Source organism: Flavobacterium limicola (genome assembly GCF_003634755.1).
In the GTDB taxonomy this organism is placed as follows: domain Bacteria; phylum Bacteroidota; class Bacteroidia; order Flavobacteriales; family Flavobacteriaceae; genus Flavobacterium; species Flavobacterium limicola.
This window is the reverse complement of sequence record NZ_RBXA01000002.1, coordinates 346,508-373,384: the sequence shown is the minus strand read 5'-3', so window position 1 is coordinate 373,384 and position 26,877 is coordinate 346,508. Positions and strand designations below refer to the sequence as shown.

Annotated in this window: 25 protein-coding genes, 1 tRNA gene and 1 pseudogene; 18 read left to right on the top strand and 9 right to left on the bottom strand. The window is 33.1% G+C overall.

Annotated features, from left to right (window positions below):
• Positions 1-74: 74 nt before the first annotated feature.
• Genes BC952_RS09035 through BC952_RS14870 form a run of 3 tightly spaced genes read right to left on the bottom strand, consistent with a single transcriptional unit; the run spans position 75 to position 884 of the window.
• Positions 75-455: a YchJ family protein gene (locus BC952_RS09035; RefSeq protein ID WP_121365276.1), complete on the bottom strand. Its 381-nt coding sequence runs from the start codon at positions 453-455 to the stop codon at positions 75-77.
• A 20-nt stretch (positions 456-475) separates the two neighbouring features.
• Entirely contained in the window at positions 476-718 is a 243-nt protein-coding gene (locus tag BC952_RS09030; protein ID WP_121365275.1) for a hypothetical protein, read from the bottom strand.
• A 16-nt stretch (positions 719-734) separates the two neighbouring features.
• On the bottom strand, positions 735-884 hold the full coding sequence (locus BC952_RS14870; protein ID WP_167445743.1) for a hypothetical protein: 150 nt from the start codon (positions 882-884) through the stop codon (positions 735-737).
• Positions 885-1,389: 505 nt separating this feature from the next.
• Here BC952_RS14870 and BC952_RS09025 point away from each other — a divergent pair.
• Together BC952_RS09025 and BC952_RS09020 are read left to right on the top strand one after the other, a co-directional pair.
• The gene (locus BC952_RS09025) at positions 1,390-4,080 is read left to right on the top strand and encodes a PAS domain S-box protein (protein ID WP_167445740.1); all 2,691 of its coding nucleotides are present in this window, start codon (positions 1,390-1,392) and stop codon (positions 4,078-4,080) included.
• Positions 4,077-4,472 (top strand): response regulator, encoded by a 396-nt coding sequence (locus BC952_RS09020; protein ID WP_121365273.1) that lies wholly within the window; start codon positions 4,077-4,079, stop codon positions 4,470-4,472. Before BC952_RS09025 ends, BC952_RS09020 begins: the two co-directional genes overlap by 4 nt.
• 20 nt (positions 4,473-4,492) lie before the next feature.
• Here BC952_RS09020 and BC952_RS09015 read toward each other — a convergent pair whose 3' ends face one another.
• Positions 4,493-5,044: a hypothetical protein gene (locus BC952_RS09015; protein WP_121365272.1), complete on the bottom strand. Its 552-nt coding sequence runs from the start codon at positions 5,042-5,044 to the stop codon at positions 4,493-4,495.
• 92 nt (positions 5,045-5,136) lie between these two features.
• Here BC952_RS09015 and BC952_RS09010 point away from each other — a divergent pair, with 92 nt between their 5' ends.
• The 6 genes and pseudogenes from BC952_RS09010 (at position 5,137) to BC952_RS08985 (ending at position 8,182) form a co-directional block, all read left to right on the top strand.
• Positions 5,137-5,382 (top strand): hypothetical protein, encoded by a 246-nt coding sequence (locus BC952_RS09010; protein ID WP_121365271.1) that lies wholly within the window; start codon positions 5,137-5,139, stop codon positions 5,380-5,382.
• A 173-nt stretch (positions 5,383-5,555) separates the two neighbouring features.
• A complete protein-coding gene (locus tag BC952_RS09005; protein ID WP_121365270.1) occupies positions 5,556-5,996 on the top strand; it encodes a KTSC domain-containing protein in 441 nt (146 codons plus the stop codon).
• A gap of 166 nt (positions 5,997-6,162) precedes the next feature.
• Positions 6,163-6,396, top strand: coding sequence for a hypothetical protein (locus BC952_RS09000; RefSeq protein ID WP_121365269.1), 234 nt, complete (start codon positions 6,163-6,165; stop codon positions 6,394-6,396).
• A gap of 361 nt (positions 6,397-6,757) precedes the next feature.
• Positions 6,758-7,522 (top strand): DUF4369 domain-containing protein, encoded by a 765-nt coding sequence (locus BC952_RS08995; RefSeq protein WP_121365268.1) that lies wholly within the window; start codon positions 6,758-6,760, stop codon positions 7,520-7,522.
• Between the two features lie 18 nt (positions 7,523-7,540).
• Positions 7,541-7,927, top strand: a pseudogene (locus BC952_RS08990) (TlpA family protein disulfide reductase); the annotation flags it as partial.
• Between the two features lie 174 nt (positions 7,928-8,101).
• A tRNA-Tyr gene (locus BC952_RS08985) sits at positions 8,102-8,182 on the top strand.
• 142 nt (positions 8,183-8,324) lie between these two features.
• On the opposite strand, the gene BC952_RS08980 is transcribed toward BC952_RS08985, so the two are convergent.
• Together BC952_RS08980 and BC952_RS08975 are read right to left on the bottom strand one after the other, a co-directional pair.
• The gene (locus BC952_RS08980; protein WP_121365266.1) at positions 8,325-9,014 is read right to left on the bottom strand and encodes an SIMPL domain-containing protein; all 690 of its coding nucleotides are present in this window, start codon (positions 9,012-9,014) and stop codon (positions 8,325-8,327) included.
• 50 nt (positions 9,015-9,064) lie between these two features.
• The gene (locus tag BC952_RS08975) at positions 9,065-9,703 is read right to left on the bottom strand and encodes a rhomboid family intramembrane serine protease (RefSeq protein WP_121365265.1); all 639 of its coding nucleotides are present in this window, start codon (positions 9,701-9,703) and stop codon (positions 9,065-9,067) included.
• A 115-nt stretch (positions 9,704-9,818) separates the two neighbouring features.
• On the opposite strand from BC952_RS08975, the gene BC952_RS08970 reads away from it, so the two are divergent.
• A complete protein-coding gene (locus tag BC952_RS08970) occupies positions 9,819-10,688 on the top strand; it encodes a lysophospholipid acyltransferase family protein (RefSeq protein WP_121365264.1) in 870 nt (289 codons plus the stop codon).
• A 94-nt stretch (positions 10,689-10,782) separates the two neighbouring features.
• On the opposite strand, the gene BC952_RS08965 is transcribed toward BC952_RS08970, so the two are convergent.
• Positions 10,783-12,270 carry an aminotransferase class V-fold PLP-dependent enzyme gene (locus BC952_RS08965; protein ID WP_121365263.1) on the bottom strand — a complete coding sequence of 496 codons (1,488 nt, stop codon included), beginning with the start codon at positions 12,268-12,270 and terminating at the stop codon, positions 10,783-10,785.
• Between the two features lie 173 nt (positions 12,271-12,443).
• Here BC952_RS08965 and BC952_RS08960 point away from each other — a divergent pair, with 173 nt between their 5' ends.
• On the top strand, positions 12,444-12,863 hold the full coding sequence (locus BC952_RS08960; RefSeq protein ID WP_121365262.1) for a DM13 domain-containing protein: 420 nt from the start codon (positions 12,444-12,446) through the stop codon (positions 12,861-12,863).
• A gap of 10 nt (positions 12,864-12,873) precedes the next feature.
• Positions 12,874-13,770 carry a hypothetical protein gene (locus tag BC952_RS08955; RefSeq protein WP_121365261.1) on the top strand — a complete coding sequence of 299 codons (897 nt, stop codon included), beginning with the start codon at positions 12,874-12,876 and terminating at the stop codon, positions 13,768-13,770.
• 94 nt (positions 13,771-13,864) lie between these two features.
• Here BC952_RS08955 and BC952_RS08950 read toward each other — a convergent pair whose 3' ends face one another.
• Together BC952_RS08950 and glmM are read right to left on the bottom strand one after the other, a co-directional pair.
• Positions 13,865-14,641 carry a membrane metalloprotease gene (locus BC952_RS08950; RefSeq protein WP_121365260.1) on the bottom strand — a complete coding sequence of 259 codons (777 nt, stop codon included), beginning with the start codon at positions 14,639-14,641 and terminating at the stop codon, positions 13,865-13,867.
• A gap of 203 nt (positions 14,642-14,844) precedes the next feature.
• Entirely contained in the window at positions 14,845-16,233 is a 1,389-nt protein-coding gene (gene glmM / locus BC952_RS08945) for a phosphoglucosamine mutase (RefSeq protein WP_121365259.1), read from the bottom strand.
• Between the two features lie 119 nt (positions 16,234-16,352).
• On the opposite strand from glmM, the gene BC952_RS08940 reads away from it, so the two are divergent.
• From BC952_RS08940 to BC952_RS08910, 7 genes are all read left to right on the top strand, one after another.
• Entirely contained in the window at positions 16,353-16,937 is a 585-nt protein-coding gene (locus BC952_RS08940; protein WP_121365258.1) for an acyl carrier protein phosphodiesterase, read from the top strand.
• Positions 16,934-18,619 carry a gamma-glutamyltransferase gene (gene ggt, locus BC952_RS08935; protein WP_121365257.1) on the top strand — a complete coding sequence of 562 codons (1,686 nt, stop codon included), beginning with the start codon at positions 16,934-16,936 and terminating at the stop codon, positions 18,617-18,619. Before BC952_RS08940 ends, ggt (BC952_RS08935) begins: the two co-directional genes overlap by 4 nt.
• 16 nt (positions 18,620-18,635) lie before the next feature.
• Positions 18,636-20,321: a gamma-glutamyltransferase gene (gene ggt / locus BC952_RS08930; RefSeq protein ID WP_121365256.1), complete on the top strand. Its 1,686-nt coding sequence runs from the start codon at positions 18,636-18,638 to the stop codon at positions 20,319-20,321.
• Between the two features lie 119 nt (positions 20,322-20,440).
• Entirely contained in the window at positions 20,441-21,109 is a 669-nt protein-coding gene (locus BC952_RS08925; protein WP_121365255.1) for a DNA alkylation repair protein, read from the top strand.
• A 42-nt stretch (positions 21,110-21,151) separates the two neighbouring features.
• Positions 21,152-22,936, top strand: a complete 1,785-nt coding sequence (locus BC952_RS08920) for a chloride channel protein (RefSeq protein WP_121365254.1) — start codon at positions 21,152-21,154, stop codon at positions 22,934-22,936.
• Between the two features lie 88 nt (positions 22,937-23,024).
• Positions 23,025-25,856 carry an excinuclease ABC subunit UvrA gene (gene uvrA, locus BC952_RS08915; RefSeq protein WP_121365253.1) on the top strand — a complete coding sequence of 944 codons (2,832 nt, stop codon included), beginning with the start codon at positions 23,025-23,027 and terminating at the stop codon, positions 25,854-25,856.
• 119 nt (positions 25,857-25,975) lie between these two features.
• Entirely contained in the window at positions 25,976-26,704 is a 729-nt protein-coding gene (locus BC952_RS08910) for an LOG family protein (protein WP_121365252.1), read from the top strand.
• Positions 26,705-26,877: the final 173 nt, after the last annotated feature.

Genomic DNA, 26,877 nt, shown 5'->3' with positions numbered 1-26,877 from the left:
AATAAAAAATGTACTCTGTACAAACGTTTATTAATTTTTAGTTAAAACAATACTGTGAAAAGGATACTGTAAAGCTAATTAAAAAATTGTCCATCTACATAGAACCAACTTCCATTTTCGAGTTTGAAAGTCGAAAGTTCATGATGAATTTGTTTTTGAAGTTTGCTGTCCAAAAAATAAGCTTTGAATTCCACCGTATTTTCTGTAGCATTTATAATCTCTAATTGAAGCCATTGATTTGAAGTTGCCCAATTTAGAATGTCGGATTTCGAATAGTATTTCCGTTCTGAAATATGTGTGGTTTTCAACAAATAATCGGCTTGATGAGTTGCATAAGCCGAATATCGGGAACGCATTAAGGATTCAGCCGTCGGCGCTTTCTGAATGCCTTTTATAATTGGTTCACAACAATCCTGAAAAATTTTATGGGAACCGCAATAACACTTATTTGTCATTATTTTTTGATAATAATCGTTTAAAGAGATTCTGTTACCTGACCATTAAGTCCTACTATTCGTTGATGCAGCTGATTCAATAATACTTGATAGCGGCTTATTTCCATTAAATCTTCATCTTCCTCAGCAAAATCAAGTAATTCATCCAATTCCTCGCTAACTTCAGCTAATTTATTTTTAGCTTCTTTGGCATTTTTCTGTGCAATAAAATCAATTATTTCCTGAACACCACTTTTTACTTCGTCAAATCTATTTTTTTCCATGATATGAGTTTATATTTTATTCTTCTGAAGCCTTATCTTCATTGAATTTTTTAGTGATTTGTTTTAGTTTTTCCTTTCGCAAAAGCACGGCTTGTTTGACTTTATCCTGTGCTTTGTGCAACTTATCATTGTGTTTTTTAATATTTCTTTCGTTATTTCTGCTCATACTTTTTACTTTTAAATAATCAAATCCGTTATATGATTCAATAATTACTGCAAAGTTCGCTTTAATTATTGAAATTAAAATTATTTTTAATTTGATAATTTATTATTTTTCACACTACTCTCTTTAATTGTAAACTTTATTTCTTCAAATCGTATCTAAAATTTCTTGTTTCTAGAGATACTTTCTTTACAATAATCACTATTAATTCAAAAATGAGAATTTAAAAAATTTAGAATATAACTATAATCTTAAAATAGTATGTTTATATGTATATAATTTTTTTATATATTTAATTTTTTTATATATTTATTTTTTGAATAATGAATTTCTAGAGAACGTACCTTATATGTAAATGAAGTCTGATAAAAAATACCCTAAATTCATTAGATGGTTCTTAAAGAGACCAAAAACAACAGGCTTTATAACATTTCTATTCTTAAGTTATGTAGCATGCTTTATAGTTTCGCAGCAATACAAATTAATAAAAGAAGATGAACAACGCGAAATGAATAACATACTTAATGTTGTTCATCAAAATATCGAACAAGCGCTTAAAAACTGCTACACAACCACTTTAACTTTAGCGTTAACTATTAACGACAAAGGCATTCCTGAAAATTTTGATTACGTAAGCGAGAAATTAATGGAATCAAATCACAATATTAATGCTGTTCAATTAGTACCAAATGGAATAATAAAATATATTTATCCATTAAACGGAAATGAAGCGGCCCTAAATTTAAATATTTTAACTACACCCAATCTTAAAAAAGAAGCCTTAAAATCAATTGCTAAAAAAAAGATGTATTTTGCAGGACCTTTTGAATTAAAACAAGGCGGATTAGGAATTGTAGGTAGATTTCCAGTTTTTCAAAATAATAAATTTTGGGGTTTTTCAGCGGTTATCATCAAATTAGAAAATTTTTTAAAAGCTTCGGGAATTAAAAACGTAGATGATTCAAAGTATTACTTCCAATTTTCAAAATATAATATAGAGGAGCAAAAAGAGATTTTCTACCTGACCAACAAAAGTGATTTTTCAAAAAATTATTACATTAGTACGGATATACCAGATGGTGATTGGAAAATCTATTTAATATCAAAAAATAAGAATTATCTTTATTCTCAAATTTTTATTCCTGGAATTATAGGAATCATTCTTGCTGCACTTTTTGGCATTTTAATATATACGCTTTTAAAAATACCGCGGGAATTACAATCGTTAGTAACTACTCAAGCGACTAAACTATTGAATTCTGAAATAAAATTTCAAGCTATTTTTGATCAAGCAGCAGTAGGAATAGCGCACATAGACTCGTTTACAGGCGATTTTATTGAAATCAATAATCAATATTGCCAATTATTAGGATACTCTCAACAAGAGATGAAGGAGAGAAATTTTCAATCCGTAACCCACCCGGAAGAATTAGAAGAAGATTTAATGAACTTAGAAAAACTTCGAAATGGAAAAATCAAAGACTATTCTATGGAGAAGCGGTATTTTACAAAATCAGGTGCTATTGTTTGGGCAAATCTTACCGTATCACCACTATTCAAAAAAAATAAAAAAGTTTCTACTCATATCTCAATTGTGGAAGACATTTCTCTAAAAAAAGAAAGTGAAAAGTTAATTAAAAAAAGTGAAATTCGTTTCAAAAGCTTATTCGAGGACTCACCTATTCCTTTGTGGGAAGAGGATTTCTCTGAAGTAAAAAATTATTTGCAAGAATTAAATCTAATTTATGAAAGTCCGGAGACTGTTGCTATTTATTTCAAAACACACCCTGATGTTGTAGAAAAATGCATTTCCTTAGTAAGAATTATTGATTTAAATGCAATGTGTCTAGACCTTCATAAAGTTAAAACAAAAAAGGAATTAATTTTAGGACTTTCGCAAATCATTGACAAAGATTCTATTCCAGATTTCACTAAACAACTGATTGCCGTAACACAAGGTCAAAAGCAATTGATTATTGATACTAAAATAAAAAACAGTCAAGGAGAATACCGAGATGTAAATTTAAGATGGAATGTCATTCGTGGCTATGAAAAATCATTAGGACGAATCATTATTTCCACTGAAGACATTACAGATCGGAAATACTCTGAAAAAATAATTCTCAATTCGCAAAAAAGAGTTGAATCGCTTATCAATACTATTGACGGGATTGTTTGGGAATGTGATTCTTCTAGTTTTACTTTCAATTTTATTAGTCAAAAAGTAGAAAACATATTGGGATATACTCCTGAAGAATGGTTGGAAAATCCAACTTTTTGGCAGGATCATATTTATTCAGAAGATAGAGAATGGGTGCGAAATTATTGCATGATCAAAACAAATGACAATCTAGACCATGATTTTGAATATAGAATGGTTGCAAAAAACGGTTCGATTGTTTGGCTTAGAGACATTGTAAATATTGTCATTGAAAATGGTAAAGCGGTAAGTTTAAGAGGCATTATGATTGATGTCACCAAAACTAAAGAAGCAGAAAAAGATTTGAATGATTCCTTTAATTTAGTAAAGGAACAAAATAAAAGACTACTAAATTTTTCCTATATAGTTTCTCATAACTTAAGATCACACACCAGTAATATTGCTTCTATTGTGGCTTTGATTGAATCCTCTGAAACTGAAGAAGAAAAAGAACAGCTAATTGAGTTATTAAAAACAGTTTCATGTTCACTCAACGAGACGATGCTTCATTTAAATGAAGTTATCAATATAAGAACAAATATAGGTTTAGTATCGGAACTACTAAACTTAGAGCAATATATCATCACGGTAAAAAATGTACTTTCTGAGCAAATCGCATCCCATGAAGTGATTATTTTAACAGAAATACCAAAAGACACAATGATTAATTATAATCCGGCCTATCTGGAGAGTGTTCTTTATAATATTATCTCTAATTCCATTCGTTACAAACATCCGTCGCGTAAAGCCATTATAACAATTAAATTTTTAATAGAGAATGACATGAAAGTTCTTCAAATTTCGGATAATGGGATTGGGATTGATCTTGTCAGAAATGCAGATAAAATTTTTGGAATGTACAAAACATTCTCTAACAATTTAGATTCAAAGGGAATTGGATTGTTTATCACAAAAAATCAAATTGACGCCATGGGAGGAAATATAACTGTGGAAAGCGAGCCTAACGTTGGAACTACTTTTAAAATCTATATTCAATGACAAAAAAAATAATCTGGGTTATAGACGATGATGCCATTTATCAAATTATTGTTAATAAAATTATTCAAAGATCCGAAATGTTTTCAGCAGTTTTTTCTTTTAAAAACGGAAGAATAGCAATAGACGCTTTACAGGAGACATTAGAAAACGAAACCGCTCTTCCGGATATAATTTTATTGGATATCAATATGCCAATAATGGACGGATGGGAATTTATGGAAGAATTGGCATTGATGAAATCAAAGTTTAATAAACAAATAACCGTATATATTGTGAGTTCGTCTATTTCAATTGAGGATAAAAACAGATCAAAAACCTATGCTGACATTTTAGGTTATTTATCAAAGCCAGTTACTATAAATGATTTAGTATTAATAGCTTCTAATGATTAAATATCTCAACTAAAAAATCATTAATATTTAAAAAAAACTTTTTTGATATCTTCCAAAGGTTTATTGGTAAAGATTAATTGATCAATAATTTTTTGTCTCAAAACATCTAAATCTTCGTAGTCAAAATACTTTGCCCATGAAGTTAAGTTAAATAAATTTCTAGCCTGTTTGATTCGTTTAGTAGTTTCAAAACTGGTTCTCAATATCGCTTTCTTATCATAATTTGGATTATTTTTATGCTGATAATTAACTATTTTCTTTTTGTAATCTGCCTCTAAATAATACAGTTCTTCCAAAGCATTATCAGGATAAAAAGCATCCCAAGAAGCAAAGCCCAATTTAATTTTAGAATCAGTTGCGGATTCTAAAGGTTCTAAACGCCATTTGCTGTTAGCCAATCGGCCCCAATGATTGGAAAATCGATACATTCCTAGTTTAGTATAATAATATTTACTTCCCGATTTACTGTCAAATTGAATTTTCAATCCAGATATTGAATCAATAGAAACTTCATGAAAAACACAGAAAGTATTTTTAAATGAATTTGGATTTGGTCTAAATATTTTTTCCATAGTACAAAAGTAATCAGAAAGCTCAAAACATAGCAAAAGATTCAATAATTGATTAACTTTGCAAAATAGAATTACATAAAACTAAATTGATTATGACAAAGTCTTCACAAGAACAAATGTTACAAAAAGGAGTTTACACTGGAATAATGGAAAAAGATGATAACAATAATTATTTTTGTGGTGAATATCTTTTGGATTATAAAATGGCTACAAAATATGCGGTTGGTGATTGGATTACGATAAAATCAATAATAGAAAATCCTAGCGATATCAGCTATAATAAATATCCGAAAAAATCGAAAAACTTTGATAAAGCGAACAATAAACCCCAACAATAAAACGCTCAAAGGCTATTTTATCTTTAAATAGTTAAACATTGAATACTTTTTTTTGAATATTTTTATGTCTTAAACAAAAAAAATAAAAAAAAGTGTACCTTTGCAAAAAATTTGTCGATTTTAAAATCAAATTACATTGATTTTATATTAGAAGACAAGTAGTTACCTTATTTATGAAAAAAATAGTTGAATACCGCAAACTGCTAAATGTAGACAAAACTGCAGAGCTTAAAGATTTGAAAACAATTTATCGAAATGCGATGAAAGAATCACATCCTGATAAATTTTCAGGTGATGAAGATGGATTGAAAGCTGCAGAAGAGAATAGTAAAAAAATTATTGAAGCGTACCATTTCTTGGTAAGCATCAATCCTGAAACTATAAAAGCAAACTTACCAGAATACACTGAGACAATCTCAACATCTACAATTTCTGATTACAAGTTTGTTGAAGGTAGATTGATTATCAATTTTTCAAATGGAAGTGTTTATGAATACATTAGTGTTCCTAAAGCGACTTATGTAAAAATGGTAAATGCTGATTCTCCTGGAAGATTTGCAAAAAGACATATCTTGAATTCATTTACTTGGAGAAAAACAATCAATCAAGACTAGTTTTTATTTAAGCATCAAACATATTTGAGCACTCTTTTTTAAGAGTGCTTTTTTATTTCTAATCATTTATAATAGGTATTTATACGTAATGATCAAATGCAATAAATGGAATAAAACAGTATTATAATATTACTTATTTTTAGTATTTTAGCATAAATTATATGCTATGAAAGACCTAAGTGTTCTGTATCAATCTCAATATAAGAAAGCAAAGGAAACTCTTGACATTCTTGAAAAACAAAGAGCTCAAATCGATTTTAACTTGCAGTCTAATCCTATTTGCTCCATTTTACACAAAGAATTAAGAACAATAAATTTAGACATAAAGATAACTGCAAATGAACTGGAGCATGCTGAATCCGCTATTGTCAAATACAATTTTTTAATGCAAGACAAGTAATCTCTTTAAATAACTTATTAGACTATCAAGAAATTTCATTTAGTAAGTTGACTAAATAAAACTTTGTAGATAACCTTCACCCCTTTTTTTTATTTATACATCCTTGAAAAAATAAGAATTTATTATTTTGGATTCAATTATATTTTCAAATTGAATCTAATTTCAAAAAAGAACTTTCTAAGCATCCATAAAATTTACACAATAACACTTCCTACTGCTCATTTATTGAAATAATTTCCAATACAACACATATTATACACAAATAATACTAAAATTATAACAAAAATTTAGGTTGCAATTTTATTTGTATTTTATATTTTTTAAATACTTTTGCACACTTAACTCAATTAACTAATTAATAATGAAAAAAATATTTTTTTTACTTTCGGCAGCTGTTGTATTGGTATCATGTACTAAAGATAAATACACTATTTCTGGAATCGCAACTGGAATTGAAAATGGTAAAACCATCATTCTTGAGACTCAAGATGCAAATGGAATGGGTCTAATCGCTGTTGATACTGTAAAAGTTGAAAATGGTAAATTTGAAATTGAAGGAAAAACTACTGAGCCTTCTTTTCATACATTACAAGTTGAAGGTGTTCAAGGTAAAGTGCCTCTTATCTTAGAAAATGGAGATATTGAAGTTGTCATCAACAAAGATAGCATACAAAAATCTAAAGTTTCAGGGACTTACAATAATGACGAATACGTAAAATTCAATGACGAAATCACTAAAGTTCAAAAGAAACTAATGGATTTCCAAAATAGTAACATGCAAGCAATGAATGCTGCGCAACAAACAAAAGACACTGTTGTTATCAACAAGTTGATGCAAGAATTTTCTAAGATACAAGAGGAAGTTGGTGTAGCTTCAAAAGCTAAATATATTTCTTATGCTGAAACACATCCAAAATCATTCATCTCAGCTTTGATTATTCAAGGTATGTTAAATGACCAAAGTGCCGATGTTGCAAAATCTGAAAAGTTATATAATAGCTTAGAGGAATCATTGAAAAAAACAAAACCAGGTTTAGCAATCAAAACTAAACTAGCTGAAATGAAAGCACCAGCTTCTGTTGGAGCTGCTCCTGCTGCATCAGCTCCAGCTGGTGACGCTAAATGAAGATCAGATTTTTCAGGTCCTAATCCTCAAGGGAAAATAATTTCTCTTAAAGAAAATTTAGGAAAGGTTACAATTGTTGATTTCTGGGCATCATGGTGTGGTCCATGTCGTCAAGAGAACCCGAATGTTGTGGCGCTTTACAAAGAGTTACACAGTAAAGGTCTTAACATTGTTGGTGTATCTTTAGATAAAGATGCGAAAGCCTGGAAAGATGCTATTGCAAAAGATAAACTAACTTGGAATCATGTTTCAAATTTAAAATTTTGGGATGAACCAATAGCAACTCAATATAAAGTTCAATCTATCCCTGCCACTTTTATTCTTGATGCATCAGGAAATGTAGTAGCACAAGATTTAAGAGGAGCTGAACTTAGAGCCAAAATTTTAGAGCTTTTGGCAAAATAAAGATCTTCTTTGATAGAAATAAAAAAAATCTCCATAGTGGAGATTTTTTTATTTTATTCAATACCAATACTTTAAAAATAATAGTGAAATTAAGTGCAAATATAGTTTGGAAACTTCAAAACTGTTCCTATATTTGCACCCGGTTAGCAAGATAGGCAATGCTTATTGAGACTTGGGGAGATACTCAAGCGGCCAACGAGGGCAGACTGTAAATCTGCTGTGTAAACTTCGCAGGTTCGAATCCTGCTCTCCCCACTAAAACTCTTCAAGCAATTGAAGAGTTTTTTTTATTCACACTAATTGATATTTTCATCATTTTGTATTTAGGTAATTCAAAAAAAAATTCCATCTTATTTTATCTAAGATGGAATTTTTTTGAATACAATTTTTAGTTTATTTATTCTAAAATAAAACTTACTGTTACATTAGCAGTAATGTTGATTTCTCCTACTGCAAGTGTTTCTCTTGTTGTATCAGCATCACTCCTTTCCATTGTTTTCATAGCAGCATACATTGGTTGCGGATAATACGTTTGTGAATTATCAGATATTGTCATACCGCGTCCTACTTTTTGTCCCAAAACGGAAACATAGTCTTCGGCTTTCAGTTTTGCCTCTTTCATCGCTAATTTTCTAGCCTCAGATTGATATTGCGCTAATTTTGAAGATTGAAAAGTAACATTGTCAATTCTATTAATTCCTTCATTTACCAATCCTTCCATCAGTTCATCATATTTTGATAAATCCCTCAATAGAATTTCTATGGTTTGAGTAGCATTATAGCTGTGTTTCTTTTTTTCATAATCGTATTGTGGATTCAATGAAACACGTTGCGTTTTATAATCTGCCGGTGCCAAGTTCATTTTTTTAATAAACTTTAAAACAGCATCAATCTTTTCATCATTTTGTTTTTTTACATCTTTAGCATTATTCCCTTTTGTCTCAACAGTTACTGCTATAGTAACTTGATCAGGAATAACCTTTACTTTACCTTCTCCGTTAACATTTATTTGAGGAATTTGCTTCACTTCCTGTCCATAAGACATAGAAACAAATAGAATAGTCAGAATCAATAGTGCTTTTTTCATTTTTATATAATTTAATTGTTTGTACTAATTCCTTTTCAAAAGTTATGCCATTATAGTTTTCCCATTTTTTCCATCACGAAAAGAATGATTATTGGAATAGCCAATAATATCACCATCAAAGTATGATCTACTAACAAAGTAGGTTCTTTTAGTAAAGTAATCAAATAACCTCCTACAGCACCTCCAAAATGAGCAGTATGACCAATATTATCATTCTTAGCCTTCATTCCGTAAATAGAATACAATAAGTAAAGGATTCCAAAAATGTAAGCAGGCATTGGAATAATAAAAAAGATGCCCAACATCATGTCCGGCTGTAACAATATTGCTGAATATAAAACGCCCGTTACTGCTCCAGAGGCTCCTACTGCCCTATAACCATAATCATTTTTATGAAAAACCATCGTCAATAAACTTCCAAAAATTAAACTTCCAAAATAGACAAGTATAAAGGAAAAATCACCTAAGTAACTAATAACTACTGGAGCAAAAAACCAAAGTGTCAACATATTAAAAATCAAATGGGCCATGTCAGCATGAAGAAAACCAGATGATAACATTCTAATTTGTTCTCCTGAGCGAATACTTCCAATATGGAATTCGTATTTTCTAAAAAAAGAAAGGTCATTAAACCCTTTGTAACTAATTAAAACATTTACTACAATTATTGCTATTAAAACGGTATTCATAAAGTATATTTATTGTGAATTGTAAAGATAGTCATTCTCAAATACGGATGCAGTAAGCTACCAAAATTTATATCTTTCTACATTTTTGACTTATATTTGCAAGAAAAATAACAGCATGCAATTTCTTGTTTTTATCTTAACCTTTCCGTTTTTATGGATTATTTCCATTCTTCCATTTAGGGTTTTCTATTGGTTCTCTGATTTCATCTATTTAATTGTTTATTATATCATTGGCTATCGCAAAAAAACCGTTAGGGAAAATTTAGCTTTGGCATTACCGCATTTTACGGATGAAGAACGACTCATCATCGAAAAAAAATCATATCATCATTTGTGTGATATGTTTATGGAAATGATTAAAACAATGACAATTTCATCAGAAGAAATGAACAAAAGATTTACAATAACAAATCTGGAAGTCATTCAAGAATATGAAAAAAAAGGAAAAAGCATTATGCTTATTGCCTCTCATTATGCAAGTTGGGAATGGTTGATTACATTGAATCAAAAAATATCTTTTCGAGGAGTAGCGGTTTATAAAAAATTAGCGAATAAATATTTTGATAAGCTCGTAAGAGACATTCGCTCTAAATACAACACGGAATTAGTACCAACCAGTAAAACAATTCCTTTGATTTCCGATAATCAAAAAAAAGGTATTCATTGTGTGTATGGCTTAGCCAGTGATCAATCCCCAAAAGCAGACCGAATATTTCATTGGAAAAGTTTTATGGGTATTGAAGTTCCAGTACACACAGGACCTGAAATGCTGGCCAAAAAATATGACATGACTGTTGTTTTTGCAAAAGTCAAAAAGGTAAAAAGAGGATATTATGAACTTACAATAATCCCAATTAGTGACAATCCAAACTCGATTCCTAATTTTGGTATTACAGATGCGTACATTAAGGAAGTCGAAAAACAAATTCTGGAAGCTCCAGAATATTATTTCTGGACGCACAAAAGATGGAAACACAGGCGATAGTGTTCAGTCGCTGTTTTCAGTTAAAAAAATCACTAATTCAAAAACATACGCTTTTGAATTAGTGATTTTTTTTATTTTTAAAAGTTAAATTCTGTTATAAAGAAAACCAGTTTTTAACCAATTCATCCTCTAAAGGTTGCGCGTTCTTATTTACGAACTCATTTGTAGAAGGATTATATGCGTAATCTAAAGCCCAAGTTTTATTGTTTTCAGCCAATGCTTTTATTCCGTTACAAACAAATTCAATTTCAGCATTTGTAGTTGTAGGATGAATAGACATTCTAATCCAGCCCGGTTTTTTGATTAAATCTCCAAGCGTAATCTCGTCAATTAATTTATGAGAGGTTTCCTGATCTACATGTAATAAAAAGTGTCCGTAGGTTCCCGCGCAACTGCAACCGCCACGAGTTTGAATTCCGAATTTATCATTCAGTAATTTCACACCCAAGTTAAAATGTAAATCTTCCACAAAGAAAGAAATGACCCCTAGCCTATCATGATGCTGTCCTGCAAGAATTTTAATATTGGAAACATTCCCTAATTCCGAGAAAATATAATCTACTATTTCGTGCTCTCTTTTTAAGATATTTTCAATCCCCATTTGCTCTTTCAACTGAATAGCCAATGCGGTTTTTATGACCTGAAGAAAACCAGGAGTACCACCATCTTCCCTATCTTCAATATTATCGATGTATTTGTGTTCTCCCCAAGGATTTGTCCAACTTACGGTTCCTCCACCAGGATTATCCGGAACTAAATTTTGGTATAATTTTTTATTAAATACTAAAATGCCACAAGTTCCTGGTCCGCCAAGGAATTTATGTGGCGAAAAGAAAATAGCATCCAAATAACTTTCAGTATCTTCAGGATGCATATCAATTTTCACGTAAGGACCTGAACAAGCAAAATCAACGAAACAGAGTCCGTTATGTTGATGCATTATTTTTGCCACTTCATGATATGGCGTTCTGATTCCCGTAACATTCGAACATGAAGTAATAGAAGCTATTTTAAAAGGTCGTTCTTTATATTTTTCTAATAAAAGTTCCAGATTTTCTATGCTGAACAATCCATCTTCCGTTGAAGGAATAACTTCAACATCAGCAATTGTCTCCAACCATGATGTTTGATTGGAATGGTGTTCCATGTGCGAAATAAAAACAATTGGTTTCTTTTCGGCTGGAATAGTGATGAAATTTTTTAAATTTTCGGGTACTTTTAAACCTAAGATTCGTTGAAATTTATTGACAACACCCGTCATTCCTGTTCCATCAGTAATCAAAACATCATCAGTACTTGCATTTACATGATGTTTAATAATGTGACGAGCCTGATGATACGCTTTAGTCATGGCAGTTCCTGAAACAGTGGTTTCTGTGTGCGTATTGGCCACAAAAGGACCAAATTGATTCATTAATTTTTCTTCAATAGGACGATACAAACGACCACTCGCCGTCCAATCCGTATAAATAATTTGTTTTTGTCCATAAGGAGATTCAAACTCTTGATCTATTCCGATTATGTTATCGCGAAACTGTTGAAAGTATTGCTCTAATTGTGTTGGCGCTTCTTTGGTAATCATTGTACGTCTAATTTGAGTCCAAAGATATTGATTTTTACTAAATAGTATTTTTCAAATTTTGTTAATACTGATTTTAAAAAAATTTGTAAACATCTCTCAAATGTAAAGTAGCTGACAAAGTGTGATTTTGATTCGTTTTATATTTGATTAACAAATCAAAAAACATTGTCACCATGAAAAAAATTGTTTTTGCACTATCTATTATATTGTTAATACTTTCATGTGAAGTTGAAGGCGATTTGACCCGTGATATTGAGTTAAGCTCTCCAATTACTGAAAATACTCCTCCTATTGCTACCGGTAATTTCATGCCAACCTCAGGAATTAAAGTTAGCGGTTCGGCTAAAATTTATTTGAATGGAAATCAGAATGAAGTGCGTTTAGAAAACTTTAGTATTTCCAGTGGTCCCGACTTAAAAGTATACCTATCAAAAAATGCTACACCTACAAACTTTGTAAATCTGGGCAATTTAACATCTTCTACAGTGTATTCAATTCCAACACAAGTAAATGTTTCTAGCTATAAATATGTGCTTATTCACTGTCAACAGTATAGCCATCTTTTTGCAGTAGCGCAATTGTCTCAAAATTAAAATCTAATTTATGAAAAAACTACTGCTAATAATCGCTCTTGGAATGTTTTCTAATTCCTTTTCACAAGGATGTAGCGATGCTGGAATTTGTTCTATTGGAAACAGTTTTCAAACGACAGATAAAGAATTAAAAAACGGCATTGAAATAGGTAGTATTTTTGGTACAGGCGAAGCAGATGTCACTTATATTTCTCCTTACATCACCTACACCAGAACTATAAACGAACAATTGTCACTAAGTTCTAAAATTACGTATTCTGTTGCAAGGGGCAGTTTTGGTGAACGAGGCGCTTTTGGTGATGCTTATTTGATAGGAAATTACAATTGGAAACCAAAAACGAATACACAATGGAGCTCACTTGTGGGTTTCAAAATCCCTTTTACGAGTTCAAATCTTAAAATAAATGAGTTTTCACTTCCTTTAGACTATCAATCTAGTTTGGGAACTTTTGATTTCATTGCAGGCCTTAATCTTAATTATAAAAAATGGGATTTTAATACGGCCGTTCAAATTCCTGTTTTCAATAACAATAAAAATTCGTATTTCAAGGAATTTTCTAATACAGATGATTTTCCTTCCACTAATTTATTGGAAAGAAAATCAGATGCTTTGTTTCGAACCACATATACGTTTCAAACCGCTAATAAAAAATTCACTTTTAAACCCAATGTTTTATTTATTTATCACTTAGGAGAAGATAGTTTTGAGAATGCTTTTGGACAAAGAGAAACGATAAAAAACTCTGATGGTTTGACCATAAACGGAAACATAATTGGCGCGTATGCAATTAATGTTAAAAACAGCATCGAATTATCTCTGGCCACACCATTTGTAGTTCGAGAGGTTCGCCCTGATGGACTAACTCGGGGATTTACCGCTGGAATAATTTACAAAGTCTCTTTCTGAAAATAGGTTAATCCTCTTTGGAAAAATATAGAAAATGCCCAAGAAATATTCTTGAGCATTCTTTTTAAAAAACAAATCAATTATAATATTACTTTTATTTCCCTCCATTGGCACGAAGATCTGCAATACATTGCGCATCTAATTGTGGAGCTGAACCACCTGAAACCATATTCCCAATTCCTCCTCCAATTTCAGATGACCAATACATTAAACACGTTTTTTCAATACAATGTTTTGGATGTTCTGCGTCTTCGTGATTGCTTTGCAAAGCCGTGCCAAGATTAGTCAATCCTAATATGTGCCCGAACTCATGAGTGATTACGGTGGTTTCTAATAAACTTCTGTTGGGTTCAAATGGGCTGTCACTAAGACCTTGAATGGTTTGCTGGAAAATAACAAAAGAAGTATTTCTATAAGCCGTTCCCAGAATAACTGACGTATCAGTGTCTTTTGAAGATTTTCCATCTGCAAAAAATGCCCAAACCGCTATTTCATCAGTATTATTGTATTTAGTTCTGTTTACATCTTCAATACTTGTAATCTCCTCATTAGTATAAGGTGAATTCCCCGGAGATGCTATAGAACGTTTTATAATACGAATTCCGTTTGGCTTGTATGTTCTTGCTGTAAGAAAGTTTACAAAATTATTAATAGCTGTAGTACTTGGTTCAAAACCGGCTACATAGACTACTTCAATAACCATGCTCTTGAACTTTTTATCAGACAATAAATCGTTGGAAGAACTTCCTGTTTGTTGTTTATTCGTATTAGGATTTATTGCAACTGGATTATTTAAGGGATCATCTTCTTTTGAACAGGATGCTACTGAGAGGAACAAAACAATTGCGAGTAATGTAAATATTTTTTTCAAAGTTTTTTTAAATTAGGAGTATTGATACTATCTTAATATAACATAAATTATATGTTTTTATTCATTTACGAAAACTAACGCCTTTTGGATTAAAATTATTGTCTTCAATAATTTTAATCCAAAAGGCAGACCATCATATCTCAAACGAAAAAACCCTTTCAAATGCTATTCTGAAAGGGTTCTTTTTATATAAAAATGCGTGATTATATTCCAGCCACTGCTTTTATTTCGTCAATGATTCTAAGCGCCAAAGCATCTGCTTTTTCTTGTGAAGCCGCTTCCGTATAAATACGAATAATTGGCTCCGTATTCGATTTTCTCAAGTGAACCCAATTTTCAGCAAAGTCAATTTTCACACCGTCAATTGTGGTAATGTCTTCGTTTTTATATTTTTCCGTCATCGCAACAAGAATAGCATCGACATCAATTTGTGGTGTCAATTCGATTTTGTTTTTGCTCATATAATATTCAGGATAAGAAGCACGCAAAGCAGAAACTGTCATTTTTTTGTTGGCCAAATGCGTTAAAAACAGCGCCACACCCACCAAACTATCACGACCGTAATGCAGCTCAGGATAAATGATTCCGCCGTTTCCTTCACCACCTATTACAGCGTTATTCTTTTTCATCAACTCGACTACATTCACCTCGCCTACGGCACTAGCCTCATAGCTTCCGTTATGAGCATTTGTCACATCACGCAACGCACGAGAAGACGACATATTCGATACCGTATTTCCTGGTGTTTTACTCAATACATAATCGGCGCAAGCCACCAAAGTATATTCTTCACCAAACATTTCACCGTCTTCGCAAATGAAAGCCAAACGATCCACATCAGGATCCACAACAATTCCTAAATCCGCTTTTTCTTTGACAACCAATTCGGATATATCAGTCAAATGTTCTTTCAATGGTTCTGGATTATGAGGAAAATGACCATTAGGTTCACAATATAATTCTACTACTTCAACGCCCATTAATTCCAATAATCTTGGGATAATAATTCCACCCGAAGAATTTACACCATCCACAACCACTTTAAATTTAGCAGCTTTAACGGCATCAACATCTACCAAAGGCAAATTCAAAACCTCGTCAATATGAATGTCCATATAAGCATCGTTAATCATAATTTCACCTAAATCATCCACATCCGAGAAATCGAAAGCTTCCGCTTCAGCAATTTCAAGAATTTTTAGTCCTTCTTCTCCATTCAGGAATTCTCCTTTTTCGTTCAATAATTTCAAGGCATTCCATTGTTTTGGATTGTGAGAAGCGGTAAGGATAATTCCGCCTTCGGCTTTTTCTAAAGGAACAGCCACTTCAACAGTTGGTGTTGTCGAAAGCCCCAAATCAATCACGTCAATTCCTAAACCAATTAAAGTATTTACCACTAAATTGTGAATCATTGGTCCTGAAATACGAGCATCACGACCTACAACAACAGTAATTTTTTCTTTACCAATATATTTTTTCAACCAAGTTCCATAAGCCGAAGCAAATTTAACGGCATCAACAGGCGTCAGATTATCACCTACTTTACCTCCTATTGTTCCACGAATTCCCGATATTGATTTTATTAATGTCATTGATTATTATTTTAATTTTTGAATTATAAATTTTAAATTGCTCACAAATATAATAATTGACGGTTTATAAAAGTCAATAAGAATTCAAAATTCATCATTTAAATTCCTAAATTAGGCGAATGAATTTTCTAGCACACATCTATCTTTCCGGTGACAATGATTTAATCAAAATTGGCAATTTTATGGCCGATGGAATTCGGGGGAAGCATTTTGAAAGTTATCCTTTAGAAATTCAGAAAGGAATTATTCTGCATCGTGCCATTGACACTTTTACTGATGCACATCCCATTTTCAGGCAAAGCACCAAAAAACTACATGAGAAATACCATCATTATGCAGGTGTAATTGTGGATGTTTTTTACGATCATTTTTTAGCTAAAAACTGGAATACATATTCTGATGAAAAGTTAGAAGAATTTGTAGAACGCTTTTACCAATCTTTGCACGACAATCACAGTATTCTTTCGGAGAGAACTAAGGGAATGATGCCTTATATGATTGAACACAATTGGCTGGTGAGTTATCAAACGATTGAAGGAATCCATCGGATTTTAACTCAAATGGACCAACGCACCAAAAACGAATCTAAAATGCGTTTTGCCACTCAGGAACTAACTGAATATTACTCGGAATTCGAAGCTCATTTCAGAGAGTTTTTCGAGGAATTAATCGCACATTCAAATACTAAAATAACCATTTTATGAAAAAAATAATTTTCCTACTTGCCTTAGCTGTTTTGGGTTGTAAATCGAATGAAAAAACGGTAGAACCTACTGGTTTAGTGACTTCAAAAGCTATGGTCGTTTCTGCTCGTGAAGAAGCTTCGCAAATTGGAATGGAAATCATGAAAAAAGGCGGAAACGCTTTTGATGCGATGGTTGCCACAGAATTGGCTTTGGCGGTTTCACATCCACAGGCGGGAAATATTGGCGGTGGTGGTTTCATGGTTTTCAGAAAAGCCAATGGCGAAACGGGTGCTATCGATTATAGAGAAAAAGCACCTTTAGCAGCCTCAAAAGACATGTTTCTTGACGAAAAAGGAAATGTAATTGAAGGAAAAAGCACTGCAACTGCTTTGGCATCGGGAATTCCGGGTACGATTGCCGGAATATTTGAAGTCCACAAAAAATATGGTTCTTTACCCATAAGTGAAATTCTGGAACCTGTAATTGCTTTGGCCGAAAGAGGTGTTATTGTCACTAAATTTCAAGCTGAAAGTTTGGCTTATTATAGAGCTTCCTTTAAAAAAAGTAATGGTAAGAATAGTTTGTTTTCCAAAGCATATAAAGAAAATGATACCATAAAATATACTGCACTAGCAGCAACATTAAAACGAATTGCCCAAAACGGTCGGGATGAGTTTTACAAAGGAGAAACTGCCCAAAAGTTAGTTTCTTTTCTGGCTAAAAAAGGGGGAAATACTACAATTGAAGATTTAAACAGTTATAATGCAAAATGGCGAACTCCAATTACTTTTCAATATAAAAATTTAAAAATCACTTCGATGTCTCCTCCAAGCAGTGGCGGAATTTGTCTTAATCAAATCATGAAAATGATTGAGCCTTTCAACCTTTCGCAAATGGGACACAACAGCGTAAAAACAATTCAAGTAATTACAGAAGCAGAACGACGAGCGTATGCCGACAGGAATTACTTTTTAGGCGATCCTGACTTTGTAAAACTTCCAGTAAAAGAATTGCTAAGTCCATCTTATTTAGAAAAAAGGATGAATGATTTTTCATTCGATCAAGCTTCTAAATCTTCGGATATTGCACATGGAAAAATTAAAGGATACGAAAGCAACCAAACCACGCATTATTCTATTGTGGATTCAAAAGGAAATTCAGTTTCGGCAACGACTACTTTGAATGATAATTATGGTTCCAAAATATATTGCGACGAGTTGGGTTTCTTTTTAAATAATCAAATGGACGATTTCAGCGCCAAACCTGGAGTTCCCAACTTATATGGACTTACTGGAAGTGAAGCTAACAGCATTGCGCCGGGAAAAAGAATGTTGAGTTCCATGACGCCAACGATTGTAGAAAAAGACAACAAACTTTTCATGGTTGTAGGAACCCCGGGAGGTTCCACCATTATCACATCGGTGTTGCAAACGATATTGAATGTGTATGAATTTGATATGAGTATGCAAGAAGCGGTAAATGCACCTCGTTTTCACCATCAATGGATGCCTGATGAAATTACTTTTGAACCCAATTCTTTCGATAAAGAATTATTGAATGGTTTAAAGAAAAAAGGATATATCATTAATGAAAAAAACAAAGAAATCATTGGTGAAGTAGACGCGATTTTGATATTACCAAATGGAAAACTGGAAGGTGGCGCTGACAAAAGAGGCGATAACAAAGCCGTTGGTTTTTAAATTTATACTATTTCGAATGAAAAAAATTATTATTCTATTGAGTGTTTTGTCAATTGGTTGTAAAACCCAAAAAAATATGATTCAGCCCACTGGGGAAGTTGCAAGTCAGGCGATGGTGGTTTCCGCAAGGGAAGAAGCTTCCAAAATTGGAGTTGAAATCATGAAAAAAGGCGGAAATGCTTTTGATGCGATGGTTGCTACCGAATTGGCTTTGGCTGTAGCCTATCCGTTTGCAGGAAATCTGGGAGGTGGCGGTTTTATGGTGTATCGAAAAGCAAACGGAGAAATTGGTTCTTTGGATTATCGAGAAAAAGCGCCATTAGCTGCAACTAAAGATATGTTTCTGGACGAAAAAGGAAATGTCATTAAAGGAAAAAGTACCGAATCTCCTCTTGCCATTGGAGTTCCCGGAACAATTGCCGGCGTTTTTGCAGTTCATAAAAAATTGGGTTCATTACCAATTGAAGAAATTCTAAAACCCGTAATTGCATTAGCCGAAAAAGGAGTTATTGTTACCAAAAAACAAGAAGATAGATTAGCTGCGTATCGAGACAAAATCATAAAAGTAAATGGCGATAAAACATTATTTGCAAATGCTTTCAAAGAAAATGATGTCATTCAATATCCTGCGCTGGCAACTACCTTAAAAAGAATTTCAAAAAATGGCAGAGATGAATTTTACAAAGGAGAAACAGCTAAAATATTAGTCAAATACCTTCAGGAAAAAGGAGCAATAATTACTTTGGAAGATTTGTCCAAATATGAAGCCAAATGGAGAATGCCGCTTACTTTTGATTACAAGGATTTAAAGATAATCTCAATGCCTCCACCCAGCAGCGGCGGAATATGTCTGGCTGAAATATTCAAAATGATTGCGCCTTATGACTTGGCTAAAATGGGTCATAATTCTACCGAAGCCATTCAAGTTATTGTAGAAGCAGAAAGAAGAGCGTATGCCGATAGAAGTTATTATCTGGGTGATCCGGATTTTGTGAAAATTCCTTTAAAAGCTTTAATGGCAGATAAATATTTGAAACAAAGGATGTCGAATTTTAGTTTTGAAAAAGCCACCTTATCATCGGATATTAAAGAAGGAAAAGTAACGTATAATGAAAGTACGGAGACCACCCATTATTCAATTGTAGATCAATTTGGTAATGCGGTTTCATCAACTACAACATTGAACGACGGGTATGGTTCAAAATATTATTGTGATGAATTGGGCTTTTTCCTTAATAATGAAATGGATGATTTCAGTGCCAAACCAGGTGAACCCAATATGTTTGGATTGGTGGGAAATGAAGCTAACAGTATCGCGCCACAAAAAAGAATGTTGAGTTCCATGACGCCAACAATTGTGGAGAAAAAAGGAAAATTATTTATGGTTGTGGGTTCTCCGGGTGGTTCTACAATTATCACATCGGTATTGCAAACGATATTAAATGTTTACGAGTATCGGTTGAGTATGCAGGAAGCTGTGAATGCACCTCGTTTTCACCATCAATGGTTGCCGGATTTAATCACTTTTGAGCCTAATACTTTCGACACTAAAACTTTTGAAACCTTGAAATCTAAAGGATATCTTATCAATGAGAAAACGACTCCCGTAATAGGAAAAGTGGATGCCATTTTGGTTTTACCAAATAAAAAACTCGAAGGTGGTGCTGATTTTAGAGGAGACGATAAAGCAGTTGGATTTTAGAGAATTTATAAGATTTTAGAGAATAGAAAAAAGAAAATTTCAGAAGCAGATTTTATGTTTACTTTTAAATTTTGTTTTTTGACATTGCCATTGAATTTTGCCATTGAAATTTACTATTTATGAACTTTATACTTGCCTTAGAAAACGTTTTTGAAGCAAATCAAAATCCTGAAAATGCTTTTGCCATGACAAAATACATGAAGAACAACTTTCCTTTTTTTGGAATAAAAACCGAGGAACGAAGACGCATTTTTAAGGAAATTTGGAAAGAAAACAAACAAGAAGTTACAGCAAATGCCAGAGCAATTGCATTAGAATTATATAGAAAACAAGAACGGGAATTTCAGTATTGCGCTATTGAAATTTTAATAAAAGAACTCAAAGGGAATTATAAAAAGGAGGACATTCAACTAATTGAAAAACTGATAACCAACAATTCTTGGTGGGACAGCGTGGATACCATTTCAAAGTACATTTTGGGCGAATATCTAAGAGAATTTCCATTGGAAACAGAAAATGTAATAATACGATTTTCAAATTCAACGAATATGTGGTTGAACCGAAGTGCAATTTTATTTCAATTGGGATACAAACAAAAAACCAGCGCTGATTTATTATTTTCCGAATGTTTAAAGCATTCGCATTCTAAAGAATTTTTTATTCAAAAAGCAATAGGTTGGGCGTTACGGGAATATGCAAAATCAAATCCTGAAGATGTTCAAGAATTTGTAAAAACCAATACTTTAAAGCCATTAAGCAAAAAAGAAGCGTTAAAAAATATGTGTTAGGATTAAAATAATAGTAGTTTTGTAGCCCTCTTAAAAAGTATCATGTTCAAAAAAGTAATAGCCAAACTAGAAGTAATAATTGCCGTAGCACAGTCTATATTGACTCCAAAACAGTTTATATTCTTATCTGCCGTTTTGGTTGGAATCTCCTCTGCATTTGCTGTAATAGTTCTGAAAACTTTTGCGCACTGGGTATTTTCTTTTGCTACTTATGTCAGCGGAATTTTAAAATTGGGATTTCTTAATAGTATCCTGCCTATAATTGGTATTTTACTGACTGTTTTAGTAGTTAAAAAAGTTTTGGGAGGAACCATTCAAAAAGGAACTTCACAAATTTTATATGCTGTTGCAAAAAAAGCGAGCATTATTCCAAAAAAACAAATGTACGCTCAAATTGTAACGAGCTCATTAACGGTTGGTTTAGGTGGTTCTGCAGGTTTAGAAAGTCCGATTGTAATTACAGGAGCCGCTTTTGGTTCAAACTATGCACAAAAATATAAATTAAGTTATAAAGACCGAACTCTACTTATAGGTTGTGGAGTTGCAGCCGGAATTGCAGCTGCCTTTAACGCACCAATTGCCGGAGTGTTGTTTGCTATTGAGGTATTATTGGTGGATGTTAGTATTGCTGCATTTACACCGATTATGATAGCGGCAGCTACAGGAGCTTTAGTTTCAGTAATTGCATTAAATGAGGAAATTTTGCTTTCGTTCAAACAGCAACAAAGCTTTGATTATCATAACATTGTTTATTATATTCTTTTAGGTTTATTTACCGGTTTCATCTCTGTATACTACTCTAGAAATTTCCAAAGAGTAGAACATTTTTTTGCAAGACTTAAATTATCACCTTATAAAAAAGCATTATTTGGTGCTTCAATTTTAGCAATACTTATTTTCATTTTTCCGACACTTTTTGGAGAAGGATATGAAAGTATCAAAACTTTATCTGAGAACGATCCCGGAAAATTATTAGAAAATACATTATTCAGTAGTTTTCGCGATAATAGTTGGGCACTTTTACTTTTTGTAGGTTGTACGATGATGATAAAAGTTTTTGCGACAGGAATTACCTTAGGAAGTGGCGGTAATGGTGGAAATTTTGCTCCTTCGCTGTTTTTGGGTTCGTATGTTGGTTTCTTTTTTTCCAAATTTTTAAATCTCACAGGACTTACTAAATTACCCGTTAGTAATTTTACTTTGGTGGGAATGGCAGGTATTTTGAGCGGTTTATTTCATGCTCCATTGACTGCGATATTCTTAATTGCTGAAATTACCGGAGGATATAACTTGATGATTCCGCTTATGATCGTAGCATCAATCAGTTTTGCAATTTCAAAACGTTTTGAAAAACACTCTATGGATGTGAAAAATCTAGTGCAAAAAGGGCATGCCTTTACCAGCAACAAGGACACTAATGTACTTTCTACACTAGAGACAAGTACCATTATACAAACTGATTTCCTAACCGTTACTCCTAATGAGAATTTAGAACGATTAGTTGATTTAATTTCTCATTCTAACCAAGTGATATTTGGAGTAGTTGATTTGGAACAAAATTTATTAGGTATTGTTCATTTTAATGATATCCGAGAAATAATATTCAATAATTACCGCGTTAAATATACATTAGTCAAGGAAATAATGCTGAAACCTGTTGAAACAATTTCACCGGACGACAGCATGGAAATGGTCATGAATAAATTTGAGAAATCTAAAAAAGCATTCTTACCCGTTATTAAAGACGGAAAATATTATGGATTTATTTCTAAATCTGTTGCACTTGAAGCTTACAGAACCAAACTAAAATCCATGACGATTGAATAAATTTTTAATACTTCTTTTAACATAAACTTCTAAACTGTTGTATCGAAAGAATAAATCAAAATGGTAACTTTGCTTTTTTGCAAAAATTATGCTAGACAAAGACAATACCATTGAAGTTCAAGGCGCTCGCGTTCACAACTTAAAAAATATAGATATTTCCATTCCTCGTGAAAAACTGGTTGTAATTACCGGTCTTTCGGGTTCCGGGAAATCCTCCTTAGCTTTTGATACCATTTATGCCGAAGGGCAACGCCGTTATGTAGAAACTTTTTCGGCGTATGCGCGTCAATTTCTGGGTGGTTTAGAACGTCCCGATGTCGATAAAATTGACGGACTTTCTCCAGTAATTGCTATTGAACAAAAAACAACTAGTAAAAGTCCGCGTTCCACCGTCGGAACTATCACTGAAATTTACGATTTTTTGCGTTTATTGTATGCTCGTGGCGCTGATGCATACAGTTACAATACGGGCGAGAAAATGGTTTCCTATTCTGATGAGCAAATCAAAGATTTGATCATTCAGGATTTTACTGGAAAACGCATCAATATTTTGGCACCAGTTATTCGCGCTCGAAAAGGACATTATGCGGAACTTTTTCAACAAATTGCTAAGCAAGGTTTCCTTAAAGTTCGTGTAAACGGTGATGTGCTGGATATTACTTTAGGGATGAAACTCGACCGTTACAAAACACATGATATCGAAATTGTAGTGGACCGAATGGTTATTGAAGATACTCCTGACAATGAAAAACGTTTGGCAGAAAGTATCAATACAGCCATGCATCACGGAGAAAATGTGTTGATGGTTTTAGACCAAGATTCTAATGAAGTTCGTTTTTTCAGCAGAAATTTGATGTGTCCAACTACGGGAATCTCCTATCAGAATCCAGAACCAAACTTATTCTCTTTCAATTCACCAAAAGGGGCTTGCGACCATTGCAACGGTTTGGGAACAGTAAACGAAATCAACCCAAAGAAGATTATTCCAAACCCAAAATTATCAATAAAAGCGGGAGGTTTTGCTCCATTAGGAGAATATAAATCATCCTGGATTTTCAAGCAATTGGAAATTATTGGTGAAAAATATGGCTTCAAATTGACAGATGCAGTTAACAACATTCCTGCTGAGGCGATGGAAATGATTTTGAATGGCGGAAAAGAAAAATTCACCATCAATTCTAAAGATCTTGGCGTTGCCAGAGAATACAAAATTGATTTTGAAGGGATTTCGCATTTCATCAAAAATCAACATGATGAAAGCGGTTCAACAAGCATAAAACGTTGGGCCAAGGAATTCATGGACGAAATAAAATGTCCGGTTTGTGAAGGTTCCCGTTTGAAAAAAGAAGCACAATTCTTTAAAATTAATGGAAAAAATATTACCGAACTGTGCGATATGGACATTTCGGATTTGACCACTTGGTTTCTTGATTTAGACAACCACTTATCTGATAAACAAAAGCGTATCGCTACTGAAGTAATCAAGGAGATTAAAGATCGATTAAACTTTTTGATGAATGTAGGTTTGGATTATTTGGCTTTAAGCCGAAGTTCCAAATCACTTTCCGGTGGCGAGGCCCAACGCATCCGTTTGGCAACACAAATTGGCTCACAGTTGGTTGGTGTTTTGTACATCCTGGATGAGCCAAGTATTGGTTTACACCAAAGAGACAACGAAAAACTAATTCATTCTCTGGAGCAATTACGAGATATTGGAAACTCTGTAATTGTGGTGGAACACGATAAAGACATGATTGAACGCGCGGATTATGTAATTGATATTGGACCAAAAGCAGGAAAATATGGAGGCGAAATCATCAGCAAAGGAACGCCTGCCGAAATCCTGAAACATCATACTATTACCGCCATGTACATGAATGGTGAAATGAAAATCGAGGTTCCAAAAAAGCGTAGAGAAGGAAATGGAAAATTCCTGAAACTGACCGGAGCAACAGGAAATAACTTGAAAAATGTTTCGATAGAATTGCCTTTGGGCAAAATGATTTGTGTGACTGGAGTTTCAGGTAGTGGAAAATCTACTTTGATTAATGAAACGCTCTACCCTATTTTGAATGCGTATTATTTTAATGGAGTCAAAAAACCACAACCGTATAAAAAAATTGAAGGATTGGAGCATATCGATAAAGTGATTGATATAGACCAAAGCCCGATTGGTAGAACGCCCAGAAGTAATCCGGCAACTTATACCGAAGTATTTACCGAAATCAGAAATTTGTTTACGATGACTTCTGAAAGTATGATTCGGGGATACAAAGCAGGCCGATTTAGTTTTAATGTAAAAGGCGGTCGTTGCGAAACCTGCGAAGGATCTGGTGTGCGAACGATTGAAATGAACTTTCTGCCAGACGTCTATGTAGAATGTGAAACCTGTCAAGGGAAACGTTTTAACAGAGAAACACTGGAAATTCGATACAAAGGAAAATCTATTTCAGATGTGTTGAATATGACCGTGGATGAAGCGGTTCCGTTTTTTGAAATGATTCCGAAGATTTATAGAAAAGTAAAAACGATTCAGGATGTTGGTTTGGGTTACATCACATTGGGCCAACAAAGCACAACGCTTTCCGGTGGTGAGGCGCAACGCATCAAACTGGCAGGAGAATTGTCTAAAAAAGATACCGGAAATACGTTTTATATTCTGGACGAACCTACAACCGGATTGCATTTTGAAGACATTCGAGTGTTGATGGAAGTGATTAATAAACTGGTTGATAAAGGAAATACAATTTTGATTATCGAACATAATATGGACGTAATCAAACTTGCAGATTATATTATTGATATTGGTCCTGAAGGTGGAAAAGGCGGCGGACAGCTTATTGCCAAAGGAACTCCTGAGGAAATTATAAAAATTAAGAAGAGTTATACGGCGCAATTCTTGAAAAAAGAATTACTTTAGTATTCCAGAGCCTAGCCCAGATAGAAGTGGAAATCCTTATGAGCCGGGGTTCGGCGATTAAGATTGAAACGAATAGCTGGAAGTAGCTCCAAAAAAAATAAGATTATAAAATAGAGAATATGAGATTAGAAGATTTTGATAATGACGAGGATAAAGTTATCCAAGACCGATTAAAAAGAAAGACGTGGAATGAGATTAGAACCAATGATAGTTGGGCGATTTTTAAAATTATGGCCGAATTTGTAAACGGTTATGAAAGTATGGGACGCATTGGTCCTTGTGTTTCTATTTTTGGTTCCGCACGAACCAAACCTGAAGATCCTAATTATTTATTGGCAGAAAAAATTGCATACAAAATTAGTAAAGCTGGCTATGGCGTGATTACTGGCGGCGGTCCTGGAATTATGGAAGCCGGAAATAAAGGTGCACATCTTGGCGGCGGAACATCAGTGGGATTGAATATTGAATTGCCTTTTGAACAGCATTTTAACCCGTATATCGACAACGACAAGAATTTGAACTTTGATTATTTCTTTGTTCGAAAAGTGATGTTTGTCAAATATTCCCAAGGTTTTGTAGTGATGCCGGGCGGTTTTGGTACTTTGGACGAAATGTTTGAAGCAATGACCTTGATTCAGACAAAAAAAATAGCCAAATTCCCTATCATATTGGTTGGAACCAGTTTTTGGTCGGGCTTGATTGATTGGATTAAAACAGTATTAGTAGAACGAGAAGGCACCGTTCATGCGGAAGATTTGAATTTGTTTAAAATTGTTGACACCGAAGATGAGGTCGTTGATGTTCTGAATACCTTTTATAAGAGATACGATTTATCACCTAATTTTTAAAAAAAAGAAGCTGCCTCAAAAACAGCTTCTTTTTTTTGCTTAACTTTAAGGACATTAGAACAATTATATCTAATTATAAGTATATTTATTTTTTTTTAATAAATTAATACCGAAATTTGAAAGCATACCTTAAAATTACAATTTATTTTCTTGTTTTATTAACTTCAGGAAAT

Excerpts from the sequence above, each read along its gene's own strand:
- BC952_RS09035 (WP_121365276.1), bottom strand. The coding sequence starts at position 455 with ATGACAAATAAGTGTTATTGCGGTTCCCATAAAATTTTTCAGGATTGT.
- BC952_RS09030 (WP_121365275.1), bottom strand. The coding sequence starts at position 718 with ATGGAAAAAAATAGATTTGACGAAGTAAAAAGTGGTGTTCAGGAAATA.
- BC952_RS14870 (WP_167445743.1), bottom strand. The coding sequence starts at position 884 with ATGAGCAGAAATAACGAAAGAAATATTAAAAAACACAATGATAAGTTG.
- BC952_RS09025 (WP_167445740.1), top strand. The coding sequence starts at position 1,390 with ATGAATAACATACTTAATGTTGTTCATCAAAATATCGAACAAGCGCTT.
- BC952_RS09020 (WP_121365273.1), top strand. The coding sequence starts at position 4,077 with ATGACAAAAAAAATAATCTGGGTTATAGACGATGATGCCATTTATCAA.
- BC952_RS09015 (WP_121365272.1), bottom strand. The coding sequence starts at position 5,044 with ATGGAAAAAATATTTAGACCAAATCCAAATTCATTTAAAAATACTTTC.
- BC952_RS09010 (WP_121365271.1), top strand. The coding sequence starts at position 5,137 with ATGACAAAGTCTTCACAAGAACAAATGTTACAAAAAGGAGTTTACACT.
- BC952_RS09005 (WP_121365270.1), top strand. The coding sequence starts at position 5,556 with ATGAAAAAAATAGTTGAATACCGCAAACTGCTAAATGTAGACAAAACT.
- BC952_RS09000 (WP_121365269.1), top strand. The coding sequence starts at position 6,163 with ATGAAAGACCTAAGTGTTCTGTATCAATCTCAATATAAGAAAGCAAAG.
- BC952_RS08995 (WP_121365268.1), top strand. The coding sequence starts at position 6,758 with ATGAAAAAAATATTTTTTTTACTTTCGGCAGCTGTTGTATTGGTATCA.
- BC952_RS08980 (WP_121365266.1), bottom strand. The coding sequence starts at position 9,014 with ATGAAAAAAGCACTATTGATTCTGACTATTCTATTTGTTTCTATGTCT.
- BC952_RS08975 (WP_121365265.1), bottom strand. The coding sequence starts at position 9,703 with ATGAATACCGTTTTAATAGCAATAATTGTAGTAAATGTTTTAATTAGT.
- BC952_RS08970 (WP_121365264.1), top strand. The coding sequence starts at position 9,819 with ATGCAATTTCTTGTTTTTATCTTAACCTTTCCGTTTTTATGGATTATT.
- BC952_RS08965 (WP_121365263.1), bottom strand. The coding sequence starts at position 12,270 with ATGATTACCAAAGAAGCGCCAACACAATTAGAGCAATACTTTCAACAG.
- BC952_RS08960 (WP_121365262.1), top strand. The coding sequence starts at position 12,444 with ATGAAAAAAATTGTTTTTGCACTATCTATTATATTGTTAATACTTTCA.
- BC952_RS08955 (WP_121365261.1), top strand. The coding sequence starts at position 12,874 with ATGAAAAAACTACTGCTAATAATCGCTCTTGGAATGTTTTCTAATTCC.
- glmM (WP_121365259.1), bottom strand. The coding sequence starts at position 16,233 with ATGACATTAATAAAATCAATATCGGGAATTCGTGGAACAATAGGAGGT.
- BC952_RS08940 (WP_121365258.1), top strand. The coding sequence starts at position 16,353 with ATGAATTTTCTAGCACACATCTATCTTTCCGGTGACAATGATTTAATC.
- ggt (WP_121365257.1), top strand. The coding sequence starts at position 16,934 with ATGAAAAAAATAATTTTCCTACTTGCCTTAGCTGTTTTGGGTTGTAAA.
- ggt (WP_121365256.1), top strand. The coding sequence starts at position 18,636 with ATGAAAAAAATTATTATTCTATTGAGTGTTTTGTCAATTGGTTGTAAA.
- BC952_RS08925 (WP_121365255.1), top strand. The coding sequence starts at position 20,441 with ATGAACTTTATACTTGCCTTAGAAAACGTTTTTGAAGCAAATCAAAAT.
- BC952_RS08920 (WP_121365254.1), top strand. The coding sequence starts at position 21,152 with ATGTTCAAAAAAGTAATAGCCAAACTAGAAGTAATAATTGCCGTAGCA.
- uvrA (WP_121365253.1), top strand. The coding sequence starts at position 23,025 with ATGCTAGACAAAGACAATACCATTGAAGTTCAAGGCGCTCGCGTTCAC.
- BC952_RS08910 (WP_121365252.1), top strand. The coding sequence starts at position 25,976 with ATGAGATTAGAAGATTTTGATAATGACGAGGATAAAGTTATCCAAGAC.